The organism is Gilliamella sp. LMG 34360 (assembly GCF_984568995.1).
The window spans coordinates 2731278-2749322 of sequence record NZ_OZ474900.1 but is presented as its reverse complement, the minus strand read 5'-3'; the positions used below and the strand labels follow the sequence as shown (position 1 = coordinate 2749322).

The window sequence follows — 18045 nt, the reverse complement described above, 5'->3', positions numbered from 1 at the left end:
TGAATAAAAATTTAGTATAATTATCTATTTGTTTATATGCTGATTGATTAATTGTTCAACTTGTAAGCAGCTAAGGTTTTGACAGTTGTCAACGAAAATTTCATCTTGAAATAAAGCAAACAACCGCTGGAGTATCGTCAAGTGTTGATTACTGGTTGATAAAGCTAGGTTGAATATTAATTGACAACTGACTTTTAAATCAGAATCTTCCATTTGTCCAAACTCAACACCTTTAGAGGAACGAACTAAACTAATAGCATCAGACTTTACCAATTGATAATTTGCATGAGGTATAGCTATCCCTATTCCGTTACTCATAAGTAATCCTGTAGGATAATCTTTTTCACGATCAATACATGCAGTAATGTAATCAGCTTGGATATAATCTTTTTCTAACAAATAAGATCCTGATGCGTTAATTACTTCTTGATATGTTTTGATACTGTTATCTAAATCATGAACTAAAATATGCATAAACTACCTCTTATTTAGTAAGTTCTTTTTTTACTGCATCAAAAATTGCTTCTTCGCCAATACCGGTAAGCAAACCAGCACCAACAATTACTTTAGTTGTAATATCAGGATTATCGATTTTGGTTGATGACACGACTAAATCGTAGCCATTAAACGTATCAGCTGAACATGCCATGAGTGAGGATTTATCCACTTGTGCAACAATACTTTGTTCTTTCAGATAATCTTGTAAAATTGAAACCATAATTGATGATGAAGCAATTCCATTTCCACAAACCACTAAAACTTTTTTCATTTTGAGACCTCGCTATTAATGTTTGAATTTCTTTGTTTTTTCTTCAATAAATAACCTACTGATAGTAAAATCAGACCAATTAACGCATAACCTAGTATTCCTATGTGGCTAGTTGCGGCAAACAGTCCTGTAAATGGATTTGCAGATGGATTCAATGAGGTATACATCACAGAAGCATCAGGATTGGTTCCAAATTCTTGAAATACTTCATTTGTTGCAGGAGTCATCCACGAAGCGATATATAAACCACCGCCAAATAAAAAAATTGAAGTGATCCATGTACGAATGATATTGCCTTTAAATACTGGTACCATACAGGCAATAAAGAATACAAATTGAGATAAGTCACCTAATGGCATTACCTTATTACCGGGTAAAATTACGGCTAAGATGACAATGACTGGTATAAGCAATAATGCGGGTGCAATTACTGATGGGTTACCAACAATTAACGCAGTATCCATACCAACAGTAATATCACGATTTGGGAAGCGTTTAACTAGTTTTTTTCGAACTACATTTGATAACGGTACTAATCCTTCCATCATTATGGAAGTCATCCTTGGTAATAACAACATAACAGCTGCTAAATACATTCCCAATTGTAAGCTAGAAATGATAGTGTGATAGGGGCTTTGCCATGAATAACCACAAAAACCAAGTAAAACTCCAATAATAAAACCAACAATGGTTGGATCACCAAGTACACCAAAGCGTTTTTGAATTGTTTCTGCTGTAATACTCAGATTTTTAAAACCAGGAATACGGTCATAAACCCAATTGAAAGGGTAAGCAAAAATGAGATAAGTATTTGCTACTGGGTGAGAAATGGATACACCTTCGGGTAAATTATAAAACTGTTCATTATTTTTAGCGCCAATATCGGCCGCTATTAATGCCCAAATATGGAAGAGTGCTGCTGTTAATACTCCATATAGAAAACTTCCAGAGTAAACACCAACAATAGCCCCCATTGATGCATTTTGATGTAAATTGAACACATCAACATTAACGCAATCTGTTATTTTTAAAATAAGGAGTAGTACATTAACAAATACACATAATGGAATAATAATTGGTCCCATACTAGAACCGAATCCCATTACGGCAGTAGCAGCGCCTCCGACATCAATTGCACTAAGTGAAGATCCTGTACTTTCAGCAAGTCCAGTAACTGCAGGAGCCATCTTGTCTAGCATAAATTTAATTGTCATACTTAATGCTATAAAGCCAATACCAACTTTCATTGCAGAAGATATACATTCTGAAATAGGTCGACCAAGACCAGCCATGAGTATTAAAAAAATAATAGGGATAAAGATAAAATTACCTAAATCATTAATAAATTGCGTGATTAGTTCCATAAGATGCTCCTTTGTTACTTATTCATCAGCTCTAAAACCCATATTCCATGCAACATGCATAGGTTTGACTAATAGAGCATTGTCATTACGTTCTGCTTCTAATAAGTTTTTTTTCGAGTTTTCGCGAGCAGTAGTAAAATCAAAAGGTTCATCAAGCCAAGCGTCAATGATCATTTTTGTATACTCAAGCCCATTGACTCGGCAACCAATACCGATGATTTGCGCATTATTACTGAGTCTGGCTCGTTTGGCTGAATAAGGATTGGTTACTGCAGTGGCACGAATACCCCAATGTTTATTTGCTTGACAAGTAAAACCAATTCCAGTTCCACAGATATAAATACCTAAACGGCAAATATCTTTTTGAATCAGCACTGACATTTCATCTGCCAATTTGGCGAATGTATTGACACCATCATCCTTGACCTTTACTGGGTCATAAACGACCTCAGCATTTTTTTCATCAATTAAGTATTGTTTAATGGCTTGTTTATATTCAAATCCCAGATCATCGCATGCGATAGCAATTTTTGTTTTCATCAGTTTTCCTCATTTAGATTTAGTAACCAACTTTATAGTTGGTTTTTATTGGTAAGTCAATGTGATCTGCGTCACAAAAATAATAAGATTATGTTTTTTATGTAATTAAAAACCAATTTATACCAATTTTGTGTTGGTATTTAATATTAAGTCAATTGGTTTTTTTAGAAAAGTAGTTAAGATAAATGAGGAATAAGTTAGATTCTGTTGTAAAATATCGGCAAAAATAAAAAAGATAACTATTAATAACACCAATACCCATACTAAAATAATTGAGATTGTTAACTATGCACTTAATGAATGAGAGAAGAGAATTAATTTTAGAAGAGTTGATTACAGCGGGAACTGTGTATGTAAGTGAACTAGCTCGTAAATATCAAGTAACTTATGAAACTATTCGCAAAGATCTATCTCAATTAGAAAAAAAAGGATTTTTAGTTAAATGTCATGGCGGTGCAACGCTTAAACAAGGTGCTATTGAGAATCCATTCAAAATTAGAGAAAAAGAAAATGCAAGCTTAAAAAAGAGTATCGCACAAAAAGCATTAACGCTTCTTCCAGATAATTGCTCAATAATTATCGGTACAGGAAGTACAGCATTAGAACTAGCTAAATTATTAGTGTATCGTTCTGGTTTCAAAATTTTCACGGACTCTCTACCTGTAGCTAACATATTGATTTCGTCAGAAAATCAAGTGTTTTTATTTGGTGGTGAATTACGTGACAAAAGTTCATCTGTATTTGGAGGTTGGGCGCTATCAATGATCAACGAAATCCAAGTTGATGTCTGCTTTTTAGGAACTGATGGCTTTAGCAATTTAAACGGTCCTTCTAGTCCTTCGTCTTCAGATGCCTACATAGATAAAGTGATCATTGCACATTCGGATAAAAGATATATTTTAGGTGACTATACTAAATTCAGTCGTAAAAGCTTATATAAAATTTGTGATTGGGGTGAAATTACCGCGTTAATTACTAATGATATGGCAGACGCCTCACAAGTTATGGAGTTAGAAAAGCAGACACGTGTGATTTTGTGCTAGCAAAATATTGTTGTTTGATAGGTTAATCGCCTTATTTTAAATGCTACTTTCTTAAACTGAATTACTCAATATTCTAAACCTTAAACTTTGTTTATTGTTTTTCTTTATCAACAAAATATCCCACCTCTAATTTTAATAAATAATGGTTAAAAAAAGAGGGGGGAAAGTTAATCAAATTATTTCACCATCAATTGACCCATCATACCCAGTGTTTCATGTTCAACTATGTGGCAATGATACATGCGTAATCCTGGCATATTTTGTTGAATTTTTATGGTGATTTTTTCATGTGGGCGCAGATTAATGGTATCTTTTAATGCTGCATATTTAGGTGGATTCTTTTTACCATTTAATTCATGTGAAACGACGGTAAACTGTGCTCCATGTATATGAAAGTTATGATCCATGTGAGAGTTATTAAAAATTGTCCATTCTTCAACTTCATGAATTTTACTCTCTAAATCAATTCGTTGCATATCATGGCGTTTGCCGTTAATTAAAAATAGCATCCCTCCTCGAGGCTCTTTTACATCCATAACTTCGGTATATTCAAGTGTCTTATGGGCAGTTGCTTGCCCTAATTTTGGCAATTCTCGTAACGTTGACGGTAAGGTTATAGGGGAGGATTCTGTCAAAGCTAATTCACCAAGTATGATATCTTGCTCTGGGGGTACATTGCCCATTTTTCCACGATGGTATCCAATTGATTGTAAATATACTGTACCCGATTGTTTAGGTACAATAACCAATTCAGCACGTTCAGCTGGTGATAATAATAGCGGTGAATTTAGTTGAACCGGTTTAGGCATCAATCCTCCATCTGTGCCAACTAAGTAAATATCACAGCCAGGAATTGATAAATTAAGATAACGCCCAGAACACGCATTCCAAATACGCACTCTAGTTGCACTTTTTACGGTAATTTTAGGACGATAAGCACCATTAATTAATACAAATTGACCTTCACGTCCATTCATCCAATCAACCATTGAATTATCGGCAATTTCACCTTTATCGGTTAATTTTAAATCAGAAAAGAACCAGTTTTGTTCAGGAAAAGAGGCAAGTGGATCTTTTTTACTGCGTACAATAAACATTCCGGCTAATCCTCGTGCAATCTGTTCGGAAACGGTTTCATGCCCATGTGGATGGTACCAATATGTACCTGCATTGCCTTCTGGAATAGTAAATTCATAAGTTCGGCTACTGCCAGCAGGGATTTCGTCTTGTGGATTACCATCTTGATTGGATGGAATGAGTAAACCATGCCAATGTACCGTTGTGGCTTGCGGTATACTGTTTTTGACGGTTATTTTAACTTTATCGCCTTCGAAAGCTTCAATTGCAGGGCCCGGAATAGTGCCATTATATGCCCAAAATTCTGTTGTTAATTGTGGTGTTAATTTTATTTTAACAGGTTTTGCTTCCAGATTTGCTTCGAATGTTCCTGGCTGGTCACTTGTATTTTTTAAACGAACTAACTCTGGTAAATCTTGACCTTGTGGTAATGCTGAAGTAGGTAAAAGTTTTTGTGGCTTCTTGTTATGACTCATATTCATATGTTCGTGGTGCATTCTATCCCCCTTTTGGCATTCATCAGAATTTGTTTCACACATGGTATCACTCATCGCAGAGTGATCCATTTTGGCAAAGGCTTTGGTAACGGCTAAACCACTTATAGCTGCAGTAAGATTTAATAAAAAAATTCGACGCTTCATAATATTCCTTTCATCATTTTTAAGAAAAACAAGGACTATTTTGTTATTAACGATACAATTAATAACAAAAAACAGTCACTTTTGTGATAATTGCTTAAACTAATTTTTGTTGCTAATGCAACTGAATCATTTAATTAAGCAACTTTTGGTGGTTTTAATTCAGGAATAAATTCTTTAAATTGTGGAGCAAAGTTATATGAAAGATATTGTTCACGGTGTGGTGAAAACTCAACATTCAATACAATATTAGATATTAGCGTATTACAGAGTGAACAATGGTTAAAGACAGTACAATTTGATAAACATTCTGATTTTTTTGTTAAAAGATAATAACTATCATGGTTATTACTGACTTCTAACATTGATGATCTATGTTGTGAAACCACAGCAACAGGCAAAGATGAATTTATGATGATAGATAAATGTCTTATAGAATAAACAAATAGAAATAAAATTATTGCTACTTTTGCAATAAGATATGTTTGTTTATGGATGAATCTTAATGACATGTAAAATCTCACTATTCATCAAATGAATAATATATAAACTTATTTTACTTAAAAAAACATCTGATTTATACCATCTTTACATATATTGAAAATGGTAATTACTCCTAAAAAAATAAAAATCCAATATATTTAAATATTAATTGCAGTTTAGGGTGAGCCATCATTAACATTATTCATACAGAAAACCATTATGAAGTGCCGAATCACTTATCAATGATCAACTATTTTTACAATCGCTTGTATCGCATTGAAATTCGTTTCATAGATTTGATGAGTTTGGGTTGTTAAATAATTTAATCTAAAAATTATGCTAACCAATAAACTTTCATTAAACTGCAATCTTTTTTAATAAGATAATTGTTATAAATAACTGAAATAAATAATCGTATTTGTTAGGTAAAAACTGACTAATTTTTTTAAATATTTCAATTGGTTTGTTGATTGTTATCGAAATGAATTAATGGATTTTTCATTAGCAGAAATGAATTTTAAAAGTTGTTATTTATAACAAAAAGAAGTGCCTTATTATCACTAAATATTTTTTAGTTAATTGATTAATAAGAAAATTATCAAATGTTTTTTGATGTCTTTAATCAAAATTGCTATTAATCGTGATTGATTATAATTATTTTTATTATCTGCTTAAAATAATGGAGCTAATAATTAAGTGTTCTGTTATTATATTCGCCAATTACAATCATCAAAAAATATTGATATGAAAATTCTCTTTGGCGTTCAAGGAACAGGAAATGGCCATGTCAGTCGTTGTAGAACGTTAGCAAAAGCTTTAAAAGTAGCTGGTGCTGATGTTGACTATATTTTCAGCGGCCGTGATCCTAAAGACTATTTTGATATGCAAGCCTTTGGCAACTATACTACTTATCGTGGTGTCTCTTTTGCAACACTGAATGGTAAAATCAACTTTCGTAAAACGGTACAACGAATTCGAGCTTTTCGACTCGTAAAAGATGTGCGTGAACTCGATTTATCAAAATATGATTGTATTATTAGTGATTTTGAGCCAGTTAGTGCATGGGCTGCTCACTATCAGCATCGAAACTGCTTAGGCATCAGTAATCAAGCCGTATGCCAATATCTCAAGCCTAAAGAATATGGGTTGATAGCGAATGTGATTATGAAGTATTATGCACCTGTCACTAATCCTATTGGCTTACATTGGTTTCATTTTGGGCATAAATTGATTCCTCCAATGATTGACACCTTTGACGTTACACCTACCGAAGATGGAAATATCATTGTTTATTTGCCATTTGAGGCATTAGATGAAATTACACAATTGTTACAACAATTCCCAGATCATCAATTTATCTGTTTTCATCCAGATATAAAGCAACAGTCTCAACAAAAGAATATCACTTTTCAACCTCTTGGTCGTGATAACTTTACCCATGCTTTAGTGAGTTGTTCTGGTATTATTTCGAACACAGGTTTTGCCCTAATTTCTGAAGCGTTAGTATTAGGTAAAAAGATTTTGACTAAGCCTGTATCAGGGCAATTTGAGCAAATCTATAATGCACAGTGTTTACACACTTTAGATATGGCTACTGTTATGGAGAATTTGAATAGTATTAAACTTAAGTATTGGTTGAGCTTACCTTCTCCTAAACCAACAATATATCCTGATGTAGCAACTGAATTAGCGAATTGGATAGTTTCCGGACAGACAGAACCTTTACTTTCTCTAAGCCGTAGGCTTTGGAGTCAAACTATTTTTCCAGAAAATGTAAATCAACGAATTAAATCTTTAGGATACGTGTAATTACTATGATTTTAAGTGTTATTGTTGCTATGGCACATAATCGTGTTATTGGCCTAAATAATCAAATGCCTTGGCATTTACCTGCTGATTTGGCGTGGTTTAAAAAAAACACGCTCAATAAGCCTGTTATTATGGGGCGAAAAACATTTGAATCAATTGGTAGACCACTTCCTAATCGTCACAACATTGTTATTTCAAGACAAATAGAGCCAAGTGATAATAAAATTTCTAATGTAAGCAGGGTAAAATCGATTGATGAGGCAATATCCCTTGCCCAAGCGCAACAACCTGATGAAGTTTTTATTATTGGCGGAGGTAATATTTATCAGCAAGTGTTGCCATTAATTGATCGGCTCTATTTAACGCATATTGATGCTGAATTGCAAGGGGATACCTATTTCCCCGATTATTTACCCGAGCAATGGCAGGTAATTTATCAACAAGATCACCAAGCTGATGAAAAAAATAGCTATCCATATCAATTTGAAATTTTACAACGAAAATAACGTGTAATGCATTATCGCCACTTAAGCGTGGCGATAGATTAGTTGTTAGCTTTGAAAACGTTTGGCTTCAATAACATCAGGTAGTTGCTTAATTTTATTGAGTATACGATTTAAAGAATCCTGATCAAAGATTTCCATATCTACCTCAATGGTCGCTAATTGTTGCTTCATATCAGAACGGCTTATTAGACCAAGCACATTAACTTTTTCGTTAGCCAATATGGTGGTGATGTCTCGTAATAAACCGCTGCGATCATTGGCAACGATTTGGGTAACCATGGTATAGCCTGAGTGAGTATTATCATTCCAAACGGCGTTAGTGATGCGTTCAGGAGCATGATTTTTTAATTCTTGTAACTGTTCGCAATCTGCGCGGTGGATTGAAATGCCGCGGCCTTGCGTTACAAAACCCGCAATAGGATCACCAGGGATAGGGCGACAGCAATTAGCAATGGTATACATTAAGTTGCCTACACCTTCAATAATGATTTCACTGCCTTTTTTATTACCCGTTTTGTTGTTATTCTTAGCTTGTGTAGTTGATTTTTGGGCAATTTGTTTTAAGACGGCCTCATCTTCTTGTTCCGCAGTCGGTTTATTAAATTGAGCATTAATAAAATTAACTAACTGGTTAATTCTAATATCACCACTGCCAATACCTGCAAGTACTTCGTCAAATGAGTGGGCATTGTATTTATTGATGAGTATTTTTTCGACACTTTTTAAAGTAATATTTAACGGCTCAAGTTCATTTTGTAAAATTTGCTCGCCGGTGGCGATGTTTTTATCGCGATCTTGTTTTTTGAACCATGCCTGAATTTTAGCTCTGGCACGACTGCTATTAACAAATCCTGTATTTGGATTCAGCCAATCGCGACTTGGATTAGGTTGCTTTTGGGTAATAACTTCAACTTGGTCGCCCATTTTTAAATTGTAGGTAAAAGGTACAATGCGACCACCTACTTTTGCACCAATACAACGGTGCCCGACATCACTGTGGATATGATAAGCAAAATCAAGCGGAGTTGAACCAGCGGGTAAATCCACGACATCGCCTTTCGGTGTAAAAACATAGACTCGATCATCAAAAATTTGGCTGCGTACGGCTTCTTGAATTTCACCACTTTCAGACATCTCTTGTTGCCAAGTTAGAAGTTTACGTAACCAAGAAATTCGTTGATCATAAGCAGTCATTTTATCGGTACTGCCTTCTTTATATTTCCAATGCGCAGCAACACCTAGCTCTGCGTCATTGTGCATTTGTTCTGTTCGGATTTGAATTTCAATCGTTTTATGTTGTGGTCCATAAACAACCGTATGAATGGATTGATAACCATTAGGTTTAGGATTGGCAACATAGTCGTCAAACTCTTTGGCGATATGTTTATAATGGCTATGAACAATACCTAAAGCGTTATAACAATCTTCAATACGATCGCAAATAATCCTTACTGCACGAATATCATAAAGATCCTCAAATTGCAGATGCTTACGCTCCATTTTGCGCCAGATACTATAAATGTGTTTAGGGCGACCATAGACTTCTGCACGAATGTGATCTTTATTCATTAAATCTTGTAGATGTTCAACAAATTGATCAATATACAGCTCACGATCTAAGCGCTTTTCATGTAGCTTTTTAGCGATAAGGCGATATTCATCAGGATATAAGTAACGGAAACAAAAATCTTCAAGTTCCCATTTGAGTTGACCAATACCTAGACGATTTGCAAGTGGTGCATAGATATTAAAGCACTCTTTAGCCGCTAAAACCTGCTCTTCTTGTGGGGCTGAGATTAAATCTCGTAAATAAGTAATGCGTTCAGCTAATTTAATGACGACACTACGAAAATCATTGACCATAGCTAATAACATGCGACGAATACTATCAATTTGTTCAGTCGTCGCACTGCCATTACGAATTGCTCGTAAATGGCGAATTTCTTTCATTCTTACGATGCTGGAAATAATATTTGAAATTTCGCGATCGAAATCTTCAGGAATATCTTCTCGACGAATAATTTTGGTATCAACAAAAGGAAGTAATAACGCAGCACATAGACTATTAATATCCATATTGAGCGTTGATAAAATTTCGACCATTTCAATCGCATTTTGGAAGCAGTGGATTTGTTCTGGCGCACCGGCACTGTTTTCAAAACAAAAATCCCAAACTTCTTTGAACTTTTTATAAGAGGTCGGATTGGTTAATAATAATTCTTGACTGGTCCATCTTTCAATATCAAATTGTGCAAGAGAATAATGCTCTTCACTGTGTTGATGGGCTCCTCTAACTGATACCATAATTACTATCCTACTTCGTTAGCAGCAACATTGATTCAATGTGCTTAGTTTGTGGAAACATATCCAAAATAGCAACTTGAGCAATTTTATATCCTTTATCGATAAATTGCTTACAGTCTCTTGCTAGAGTAGCAGGGTTGCACGAGATGTAAACAATCTTTTCGGGTGCTATCTTCACAATTTCTGCTGCTGCATTATAAGCGCCTGCTCTTGCAGGATCTAATAATACTTTTTCAAATGTAGCATGATTCCATGTGTTAAATTGCTGTTTATCATCTAAATTATTGATTAAAAAATGTGTTTTAGCACAAATTTCTTTGTTATTTAATTGTGCATTGAATTTGGCTTTTTCAACCAGTGCATCGATGCCTTCAATCCCAGTAACCGATTTGCTTAATGTTGCCATTGGCAATGAAAAATTACCCATTCCACAAAATAGATCTAATACATTATCTGTTGGTTTTAATGTTAACCATTCCAAAGCTTGATTAATCATTTTTTGATTAATTTTGCTGTTTACTTGAATAAAATCGAGTGGACTAAAGGTTAACTTTAAATGATTGATTAAATAATAGTGTTCTTTGTTTCCAGTAATATGGACTAACTCTTCACCATAAAAGTAGAGTGAAATGTTCTGTTCTTGGGCAAACTGTTTCAATAACTCGGTATCTTGAGATGTCATTGGCAAGGTATGCCTTAATACAATAATCACACCACTATCAACGGCGATTAATTCAATGTGGCCGAGTGCTTTTTTTTGGATAATTTTGCGTAAGCAATTTTGTAATGGGGCAAGTAGTAAATCTAATTGTTCAACTAATATCGGACAATGCGCAATATTGATTATTTGATTTGATTCCGCTTGACGAAATCCAATAAATAATTCACCTTTAACTAGATTAATTGCTAATCTTGCCCGCCTGCGATAATGGTAAGGTTGATCTGCAATAATTTGGGGCGAATCTTTAATGACACTAGCTAAATTTTGTCCACCCTCTTTTTGTAATAAGTTGATAAGCGCCGAGTATTTGGCTTGCTGTTGTAAATGTGATGAGATATGTTGTAGTTCACAACCTCCACATTTTTGATAATATTCACATTGAGGTTTAACCCTTTCGTTACTTTGATTGTAATATTTTATGACGGTCGCTTTTGCGTAATTTTTTTTATCTTCGGTCAACTTAATATCAACCGTTTCATCAGGCAAGGCTGACTTGATAAAAATTGTTTTTCCGTTATGGCTAGCAACGCCTTGTCCAAAGGCATCAAGCGAAGAAACGGTAACGGTCAATTTTTGTGAGGTGAGCTTTTTTTTAGGTGGGGTGTAAAATTTAACCATAATCGTAAGTTTAAAATCTAAGTAAGTCTTTGTAACAATTCTTTTTTAACATGGACAGGCACTAAATTGGTAATATTGCCACCATGGTAAGCCACATCTTTAACAATAGTTGATGAAATAAAGCCCATTGCAATTGATGGCATCAAAAATATAGTATCTAAATCTGGCTTTAATGCGCGATTCATTTCAGCTAATTGCCTTTCATATTCAAAATCATGCGTTGTACGCACACCACGAACAACTACAGTCGCATTATGTGTTTGAGCAAAATTAGCCATTAAATTATCGAAACCAATCACTTCAACATTCAATAGGTGTTCAACCGCAGTCGAAGCTAAATTAACTCGTTCTTCTAAGGTGAAAAGGGTATTTTTATTAGGGTTTTCTGCAACTGCAACAATTAAACGAGGAAAAAGTAATGATGCTCGAGTAATAAGATCAATATGCCCATTAGTAATTGGATCAAAAGTTCCAGGAAAGATAGCGGTTAAAGTTTTGCTTTTCATTTATTAGTTTATCCATTAGCAAAGATATGAATATCATACCTAATTTTAGCTTGGATTGTTAGTAAACTAGCCAAAAATCTTATTTAAATTTAGCGGTAATCTAAAATAAATTAATTGAATATTGTTAACTTTAGAAGTTATTGATTGAAATAAAGGATATTGAAGTGATTAGACTAATTAAAAGGAGTATGATAATTCTTTTGTTAATTTTACCCTATACAGGTAGTGCTAGTATGATCGAAAAAAGAGACCATTTGATCGGTTCTTGCTATTTAGATGAAAATATTTTTATCAGAGAAGTTAAATTAAAGAATAATAAACATAAACAAGAACCATTGTTATTAGTTCATGGTGCTCGAGTTGCAGGTATTGGTTCGTTTGATTTACCTGTTCAAGGGGGATCGTTAGCAGAAGATTTAGCTCAAGCTGGGTTTGATGTCTATATTATTGATTTACGAGGATATGGTAAATCGAGTCGTCCTAAAGAAATGTCTCGACCTGCAAGTGAATCTAAACCATTAGTCCGTACGCCCGCCGCAATTGATGATTTAAAGTGCGCTGTGAATCAAATATTAAAATGGACAGATTCCAAAAAAATAAATATTTTGGGTTGGGCTACAGGTGGTCATTGGGCTGCCGCCTATGCTGAGCAACATAGTGATAGTGTTAATAAGTTAATTATTTATAATTCATTATATGGTGCTGTTGACGATCATAAATTATTAGGTAAAGGCTCAGTATTTGAAGACAAATTAAATCCAAAACAATTCAATCACAGTATTGGTGGTTATCAATTAAATACTAAAGAAAGTTTGTTTCAGGCTTGGGATTTAAGTATCCCTATGGTTGAAAAAGATTTATGGAGGGATCCTTTAGTTGCTAATGCTTATGCTCAAGAGGCGATGAATTCTGATCCTGAATCTTTTTCTCATACACCTCCTCAATTTCGCTCACCAACAGGGGCAATGGCAGATAGTTTTGAATTAGCTATTGGCCAAAAGCAGTGGCAAGCCAAACATTTATTGATGCCGATATTAGTTATTTTCTCGCAAAATGACTTTTGGAGCCGTAAAGCAGATGCTTTAGCTATTGTTAATGAAGCTAAGCAAGCACATTTGGTAGAAATACCCGATGGCACACATTTTGTGCATTTAGATCGTAATGAAAAAGGGAGAAGTTTATTTGTTTCTTCTATAATTGATTTTCTTAATTCAGATAAATAAATTTAAAGAGTTTGTTATCTTGGTTTTAAATATAAAAATTCAATAACAATCCGTCCATATATATTGTTTTTAAAACTAAAAAACTTTTACACTATTTTTTATGGATGAACACAATTATCGTTCATCCGTAATTAGTTACTTCATAACTTATCAATCATAAACTGGTAACAAATTTGATGATGATAAGTTTGATTAGGTTCCAAAAAACAGCTAGGTTGTGGCCAATCGGGATGATTTGGACTATCTGGTAGAAACTGCGCTTCTAACGCGATACCCGCAAAATTATGATATTCACCATTATGCCTGTTCGGTGTATGTTGTAAAAAATTACCCGTATAGATTTGTAGTGCAGGTAGGGTCGTGGTCACATTCATCTTCACTTTTTTATCGGCGGATAGTAGATGAGCGGCAATGGGTTGTGATTTATCTAATAAATAAGCATGATCATAACCACTCGTGATTTGTCTTTCTGGGCTTTGGAGTAATTTATCAGAGATTAGCTTTGGTATTCGTAAATCCATATCGTTATGGCTAACGCTAACTAAATCACTGTTTGGGATACCGTCGCGATCGACGGGTAAATAAAAATCAGCATTCACTTGCAAGGTATGATTAAGGATATCTTTGCTAGTTTCTCCGTCCAAATTAAAATAAGCATGATTGGTTAGATTGACTGGGGTTGTTTTGGTCGTGATAGCATTAAAAGAGATAATAACTTGATTGTCATCAGTGAGTTTATAGGTTACTTCGACCTTGAGCTCACCAGGGAACCCTTGATCTCCATCTGGTGAAATCAATGCAAAGGTGACCTGCTTGTCAGCTTGAGATTGGATGTGCCACAGTTGTTTATCAAACCCTAATTTGCCACCATGCAGTTGGTTTACTCCTTGATTTGCAGTCAGTGAGTAGCTTTTTTCGTTGACCTTGATGGTCGCGTTTGCAATTCGGTTAGCATATCGCCCAATGGTCGCGCCTAGATAAGCATCTTGCTGTGCATATTGTTCAAAAGTTTTACAACCAAGTAAGACTTCTCGATTTTGTCCTGCAACGGGTAGTTCACATGAAAGCCAAGTTGCTCCCCAGTTTGAGAGTTTAATGCTCATACCCTGTTTATTTGAAAGTGTAATAATCTGTTTTATAGGCATAAAGCGTGCACTCCTTTGCTTGGTTTGCAGATATAAAAATCTTCTTTGATACCAAATTTTTTAAAATAATTATCATTAACCACTGCTTTGATATCATCAACTTTATCTTTGGGTACGAGTGCGACAACACAACCGCCAAAACCACCACCTGTCATGCGTACGCCACCTTGATCGCCAAGTTTATTGTGAATTATCTCAACCAGATAATCAATGGCAGGCACCGTGATTTCAAAATCATCACGCATAGAGTTATGGCTTTGCGCCATAAGATTTGATAAAGATGTATAGTCGCTGTTTGCCAACGCTGAAGCGGCTTTTAAGGTACGTTCATTTTCAGTGATTATGTGACGAGCGCGTTTAAAAACGATAGGATCAAGCTTACTTTCAATTTGTTTCAATTCATCTAACGTTACATCGCGTAATGCTTTTACCCCAAGAGCTTTAGCTGCTGCTTCGCATTGTTGGCGACGACTATTGTATTCGCTATCGACTAAACCACGTTTGATATTTGAGTTAATAATTACTACTGCAAAATCTTCAGGTATTGAAACAGGGAATGCTTCTAACGATCGGCAATCAATCAATAAGGCATGTTGTGTTTGTCCAAGTGCGGAGATGAGTTGATCCATAATACCGCAATTACAACCAACAAATTGATTTTCAGCCTCTTGACCAATCAAAGCTAATTGGGTGCCATCTAATGGCAAATCATATAAAACTTGGAACATTTTAGCTACGGCAACTTCAAGGGATGCTGATGAGCTTAATCCCGCACCTTGTGGTACATCACCACTAATGGCGAGATCAACGCCATGAATATTATCAGTATGTTTTTTTAGATGTTTGACTACGCCGCGTACATAATTGGCCCATTGGTATTTTGGATGTTTTTCAATGAGAAAATCCAATGAAAATTCATCTTGCTCATTATTATAGTCAACCGCAATGACCCGAATCAGATTATCTGAACGTTTATGACAGCTGATTATTGTTTGATAATTAATAGCGCAAGGTAGCACAAATCCGTCATTATAATCTGTATGTTCCCCGATTAAATTTACGCGGCCAGGCGCTTGTATCAACGTATCTGGTTTATAGCCAAATTTAGTTTCAAATGCTTGCGAAGTTTTATTAATTAATTCTTTCATCTATTTATCCTTTATATCTTTATAATGAACATCACTTTCATTACGCAGTCTTTCGGCTGCCTGTTCTGGCGTTAAATCTCGTTGTACTTCGGCTAGCATTTCGTAACCGACCATAAATTTTTTGACTGTCGCTGAACGTAACAAAGGGGGATAAAAGTGAGCATGTACTTGCCAATAGTCATTTTTATTTTCCATAAATGGTGCGCCATGCCAACCCATTGAATAAGGAAAAGAGCAGCGAAATAAATTATCGTAACGACTGGTTAATTTTTTGAGTGCAATCGCTAAATCACTTTGTTGATCGCTTGTTAACAGGGTTAATTGTGGAATATGTGTTTTGGGTAACAGAAGTGTTTCAAATGGCCAGATTGCCCAAAAAGGAACCACCGCCAACCAATATTGAGTTTCAACGACAATTCGCTCACGATTTATGAGTTCTTTTTCAACATAATCAATTAATAGATTACGTTGATATTTTTCATAATAATTGCGCATATTGAGATCTTCGCGCACAATTTCGTTGGGTAAAAAACTATTTGCCCAAATTTGTCCATGCGGGTGAGGGTTAGAACACCCCATTACTGACCCCTTATTTTCAAAAACTTGTACCCAAGGATATTTTTTACTTAATTCCTGCTGTTGAGTGATCCATGTTTTAATCACTCTTTCAATGGCAGATAAATCCAGTTCTGGCAAAGTTTTACTGTGATCTGGTGAAAAACAGATAACACGGCTGGTGCCTTTAGCGCTTTGCATTTGAAACAGAGGATCATCGTTAACTGGTGAATTTGGCGTATCTTCCATTAGTGCAGCAAAATCATTGGTAAATACAAATGTCCCTTTATAATCGGGATTGATATCCCCCGTGACTCGCTTGTTACCTGCACACAAAAAACAAGTTGGATCGTGACTTGGTTTTTGCTCCTCGTTTATCTCTTCTTGTTGTCCTTGCCAAGGGCGTTTTGCTCTATGTGGTGAAACAAGTACCCATTGATTGGTCAATGGATTATAACGACGATGAGGATGATCAACTGGGTTAAAAATATCCATTTTTTGCCTCTTCAATTATGATTTTGCTGCTATTAGTTTCAAACTATAATTCAATCAGGATAACCTTGTGGATTATTAGATTGCCAATTCCATGAGTCTTTTACCATATCATCAAGCGTAAGTTTGGTTTTCCAGCCTAATATTTTCTTAGCTTTGTTAGCATCAGCCCAGAAAGCTGGTAAATCACCTGCTCTGCGAGGTGCAAAATGCCAATTAAGTGGTTTACCAGAGGCTTTTTCAAAAGCTTTAATAACTTGTAAAACACTGTAGCCAACACCGGAACCTAAATTATAAATATGAATTCCTGCTTTATTTTGATCAGCTTTTAGAGCGGCAATGTGCCCATCAGCCAAATCCACAACGTGAATAAAATCACGTACACAAGTGCCATCTTCAGTTGGATAATCATTACCAAATACAGCGAGCGACTCTCGTTTACCCACTGCAACTTGAGTAATATAGGGCATCAGATTATTTGGAATGCCTAAAGGATCTTCACCCATTAAACCACTAGGATGAGCACCAACAGGATTAAAATAACGTAACAGTGTTAGTGACCAATCAGGTTCGGCAACGGCTAAATCCATCATACATTGTTCTACCATAAGTTTACTTTTACCATATGGACTGGTAGGTAATCCTTGCGGTAACGTTTCAACATAAGGAACAGGTGCTAATTCACCGTAGACGGTAGCTGAAGAACTGAATACCAATTGTTTAACGCCAGCATCACGCATCGCTTTCATTAAAACAATGCTGCCATACACGTTATTTTCATAATATTCAAGTGGTTTGTATACCGATTCACCAACAGCTTTTAAACCAGCAAAATGAATAACGGCTTTGATGTCATGTTCTTTAAAAATTGTTGCTAATAATTTTGCATCACATACATCCCCTTGGTAAAAGACAACAGGTTTCCCTGTGATAGTTTGTATTCTCTCTAATACTGAGGCTTTACTATTGAATAAATTGTCAATTATAATTGGTGTAAAGCCTGATTGAATTAGTTGGACACAAGTATGGCTACCTATATATCCACAACCACCAGTCACTAATATTTTCATCTAAGTACCTTAATTTAAGCTAATTATGTTTAAT

The 18045-nt window shown here is 35.1% G+C and carries 17 protein-coding genes; 4 read left to right on the top strand and 13 right to left on the bottom strand.

The window, feature by feature from the left end; all coding sequences use genetic code 11:
* Positions 1 to 24: 24 nt before the first annotated feature.
* The 4 genes from AC5LW9_RS12375 to AC5LW9_RS12360 are packed head-to-tail and all read right to left on the bottom strand — an operon-like array spanning position 25 to position 2673.
* Positions 25 to 474 carry a PTS sugar transporter subunit IIA gene (locus AC5LW9_RS12375; RefSeq protein WP_144091306.1) on the bottom strand — a complete coding sequence of 150 codons (450 nt, stop codon included), beginning with the start codon at positions 472 to 474 and terminating at the stop codon, positions 25 to 27.
* 10 nt (positions 475 to 484) lie between these two features.
* On the bottom strand, positions 485 to 769 hold the full coding sequence (locus AC5LW9_RS12370; RefSeq protein WP_039128115.1) for a PTS sugar transporter subunit IIB: 285 nt from the start codon (positions 767 to 769) through the stop codon (positions 485 to 487).
* On the bottom strand, positions 766 to 2133 hold the full coding sequence (locus AC5LW9_RS12365; RefSeq protein ID WP_039128113.1) for a PTS galactitol transporter subunit IIC: 1368 nt from the start codon (positions 2131 to 2133) through the stop codon (positions 766 to 768). Before AC5LW9_RS12365 ends, AC5LW9_RS12370 begins: the two co-directional genes overlap by 4 nt.
* Positions 2134 to 2151: 18 nt before the next feature.
* Positions 2152 to 2673, bottom strand: a complete 522-nt coding sequence (locus AC5LW9_RS12360) for an RpiB/LacA/LacB family sugar-phosphate isomerase (protein WP_039128110.1) — start codon at positions 2671 to 2673, stop codon at positions 2152 to 2154.
* Between the two features lie 287 nt (positions 2674 to 2960).
* Here AC5LW9_RS12360 and AC5LW9_RS12355 point away from each other — a divergent pair, with 287 nt between their 5' ends.
* Positions 2961 to 3716 (top strand): DeoR/GlpR family DNA-binding transcription regulator, encoded by a 756-nt coding sequence (locus AC5LW9_RS12355; RefSeq protein ID WP_039128109.1) that lies wholly within the window; start codon positions 2961 to 2963, stop codon positions 3714 to 3716.
* 176 nt (positions 3717 to 3892) lie between these two features.
* Here the strand turns inward: AC5LW9_RS12355 and AC5LW9_RS12350 are convergent, their stop codons facing one another.
* Both AC5LW9_RS12350 and AC5LW9_RS12345 read right to left on the bottom strand, forming a co-directional pair.
* Positions 3893 to 5434 (bottom strand): multicopper oxidase family protein, encoded by a 1542-nt coding sequence (locus AC5LW9_RS12350; protein WP_198235874.1) that lies wholly within the window; start codon positions 5432 to 5434, stop codon positions 3893 to 3895.
* 134 nt (positions 5435 to 5568) lie between these two features.
* Positions 5569 to 5943, bottom strand: coding sequence for a hypothetical protein (locus AC5LW9_RS12345; protein WP_198226785.1), 375 nt, complete (start codon positions 5941 to 5943; stop codon positions 5569 to 5571).
* Positions 5944 to 6610: 667 nt separating this feature from the next.
* Between AC5LW9_RS12345 and AC5LW9_RS12340 the strand changes: the two genes are divergently transcribed.
* A complete protein-coding gene (locus AC5LW9_RS12340; protein ID WP_493455997.1) occupies positions 6611 to 7723 on the top strand; it encodes an MJ1255/VC2487 family glycosyltransferase in 1113 nt (370 codons plus the stop codon).
* 5 nt (positions 7724 to 7728) lie between these two features.
* The gene (gene folA / locus AC5LW9_RS12335; protein WP_086326506.1) at positions 7729 to 8229 is read left to right on the top strand and encodes a type 3 dihydrofolate reductase; all 501 of its coding nucleotides are present in this window, start codon (positions 7729 to 7731) and stop codon (positions 8227 to 8229) included.
* A gap of 45 nt (positions 8230 to 8274) precedes the next feature.
* On the opposite strand, the gene relA is transcribed toward folA, so the two are convergent.
* The 3 genes from relA to coaD are packed head-to-tail and all read right to left on the bottom strand — an operon-like array spanning position 8275 to position 12378.
* Positions 8275 to 10533 (bottom strand): GTP diphosphokinase, encoded by a 2259-nt coding sequence (relA, locus tag AC5LW9_RS12330; RefSeq protein WP_065603759.1) that lies wholly within the window; start codon positions 10531 to 10533, stop codon positions 8275 to 8277.
* 10 nt (positions 10534 to 10543) lie between these two features.
* Positions 10544 to 11872, bottom strand: a complete 1329-nt coding sequence (gene rlmD, locus AC5LW9_RS12325) for a 23S rRNA (uracil(1939)-C(5))-methyltransferase RlmD (RefSeq protein WP_493455996.1) — start codon at positions 11870 to 11872, stop codon at positions 10544 to 10546.
* 17 nt (positions 11873 to 11889) lie between these two features.
* Positions 11890 to 12378 carry a pantetheine-phosphate adenylyltransferase gene (gene coaD / locus AC5LW9_RS12320; RefSeq protein WP_065738547.1) on the bottom strand — a complete coding sequence of 163 codons (489 nt, stop codon included), beginning with the start codon at positions 12376 to 12378 and terminating at the stop codon, positions 11890 to 11892.
* Between the two features lie 188 nt (positions 12379 to 12566).
* Here coaD and AC5LW9_RS12315 point away from each other — a divergent pair, with 188 nt between their 5' ends.
* Complete coding sequence (locus AC5LW9_RS12315) at positions 12567 to 13601, top strand: alpha/beta fold hydrolase (protein ID WP_493455995.1); 1035 nt, start codon at positions 12567 to 12569, stop codon at positions 13599 to 13601.
* 140 nt (positions 13602 to 13741) lie between these two features.
* On the opposite strand, the gene galM is transcribed toward AC5LW9_RS12315, so the two are convergent.
* Genes galM through galE form a run of 4 tightly spaced genes read right to left on the bottom strand, consistent with a single transcriptional unit; the run spans position 13742 to position 18011 of the window.
* Entirely contained in the window at positions 13742 to 14746 is a 1005-nt protein-coding gene (gene galM, locus AC5LW9_RS12310) for a galactose-1-epimerase (RefSeq protein ID WP_198226795.1), read from the bottom strand.
* Positions 14737 to 15894: a galactokinase gene (galK, locus tag AC5LW9_RS12305; protein WP_493455994.1), complete on the bottom strand. Its 1158-nt coding sequence runs from the start codon at positions 15892 to 15894 to the stop codon at positions 14737 to 14739. Before galK ends, galM begins: the two co-directional genes overlap by 10 nt.
* Positions 15895 to 16944: a galactose-1-phosphate uridylyltransferase gene (galT, locus tag AC5LW9_RS12300; protein WP_493455993.1), complete on the bottom strand. Its 1050-nt coding sequence runs from the start codon at positions 16942 to 16944 to the stop codon at positions 15895 to 15897.
* Positions 16945 to 16994: 50 nt separating this feature from the next.
* A complete protein-coding gene (gene galE / locus AC5LW9_RS12295; RefSeq protein ID WP_493455992.1) occupies positions 16995 to 18011 on the bottom strand; it encodes a UDP-glucose 4-epimerase GalE in 1017 nt (338 codons plus the stop codon).
* Between the last annotated feature and the right edge of the window lie 34 nt (positions 18012 to 18045).

Coding starts and splice junctions, on each gene's coding strand:
- relA (WP_065603759.1), bottom strand. CDS start 10,533: ATGGTATCAGTTAGAGGAGCCCATCAACACAGTGAAGAGCATTATTCT.
- galK (WP_493455994.1), bottom strand. CDS start 15,894: ATGAAAGAATTAATTAATAAAACTTCGCAAGCATTTGAAACTAAATTT.
- AC5LW9_RS12370 (WP_039128115.1), bottom strand. CDS start 769: ATGAAAAAAGTTTTAGTGGTTTGTGGAAATGGAATTGCTTCATCATCA.
- folA (WP_086326506.1), top strand. CDS start 7,729: ATGATTTTAAGTGTTATTGTTGCTATGGCACATAATCGTGTTATTGGC.
- AC5LW9_RS12315 (WP_493455995.1), top strand. CDS start 12,567: ATGATAATTCTTTTGTTAATTTTACCCTATACAGGTAGTGCTAGTATG.
- rlmD (WP_493455996.1), bottom strand. CDS start 11,872: ATGGTTAAATTTTACACCCCACCTAAAAAAAAGCTCACCTCACAAAAA.
- AC5LW9_RS12360 (WP_039128110.1), bottom strand. CDS start 2,673: ATGAAAACAAAAATTGCTATCGCATGCGATGATCTGGGATTTGAATAT.
- coaD (WP_065738547.1), bottom strand. CDS start 12,378: ATGAAAAGCAAAACTTTAACCGCTATCTTTCCTGGAACTTTTGATCCA.
- AC5LW9_RS12355 (WP_039128109.1), top strand. CDS start 2,961: ATGCACTTAATGAATGAGAGAAGAGAATTAATTTTAGAAGAGTTGATT.
- AC5LW9_RS12365 (WP_039128113.1), bottom strand. CDS start 2,133: ATGGAACTAATCACGCAATTTATTAATGATTTAGGTAATTTTATCTTT.
- AC5LW9_RS12350 (WP_198235874.1), bottom strand. CDS start 5,434: ATGAAGCGTCGAATTTTTTTATTAAATCTTACTGCAGCTATAAGTGGT.
- galE (WP_493455992.1), bottom strand. CDS start 18,011: ATGAAAATATTAGTGACTGGTGGTTGTGGATATATAGGTAGCCATACT.
- galT (WP_493455993.1), bottom strand. CDS start 16,944: ATGGATATTTTTAACCCAGTTGATCATCCTCATCGTCGTTATAATCCA.
- AC5LW9_RS12345 (WP_198226785.1), bottom strand. CDS start 5,943: ATGTCATTAAGATTCATCCATAAACAAACATATCTTATTGCAAAAGTA.
- AC5LW9_RS12375 (WP_144091306.1), bottom strand. CDS start 474: ATGCATATTTTAGTTCATGATTTAGATAACAGTATCAAAACATATCAA.
- galM (WP_198226795.1), bottom strand. CDS start 14,746: ATGCCTATAAAACAGATTATTACACTTTCAAATAAACAGGGTATGAGC.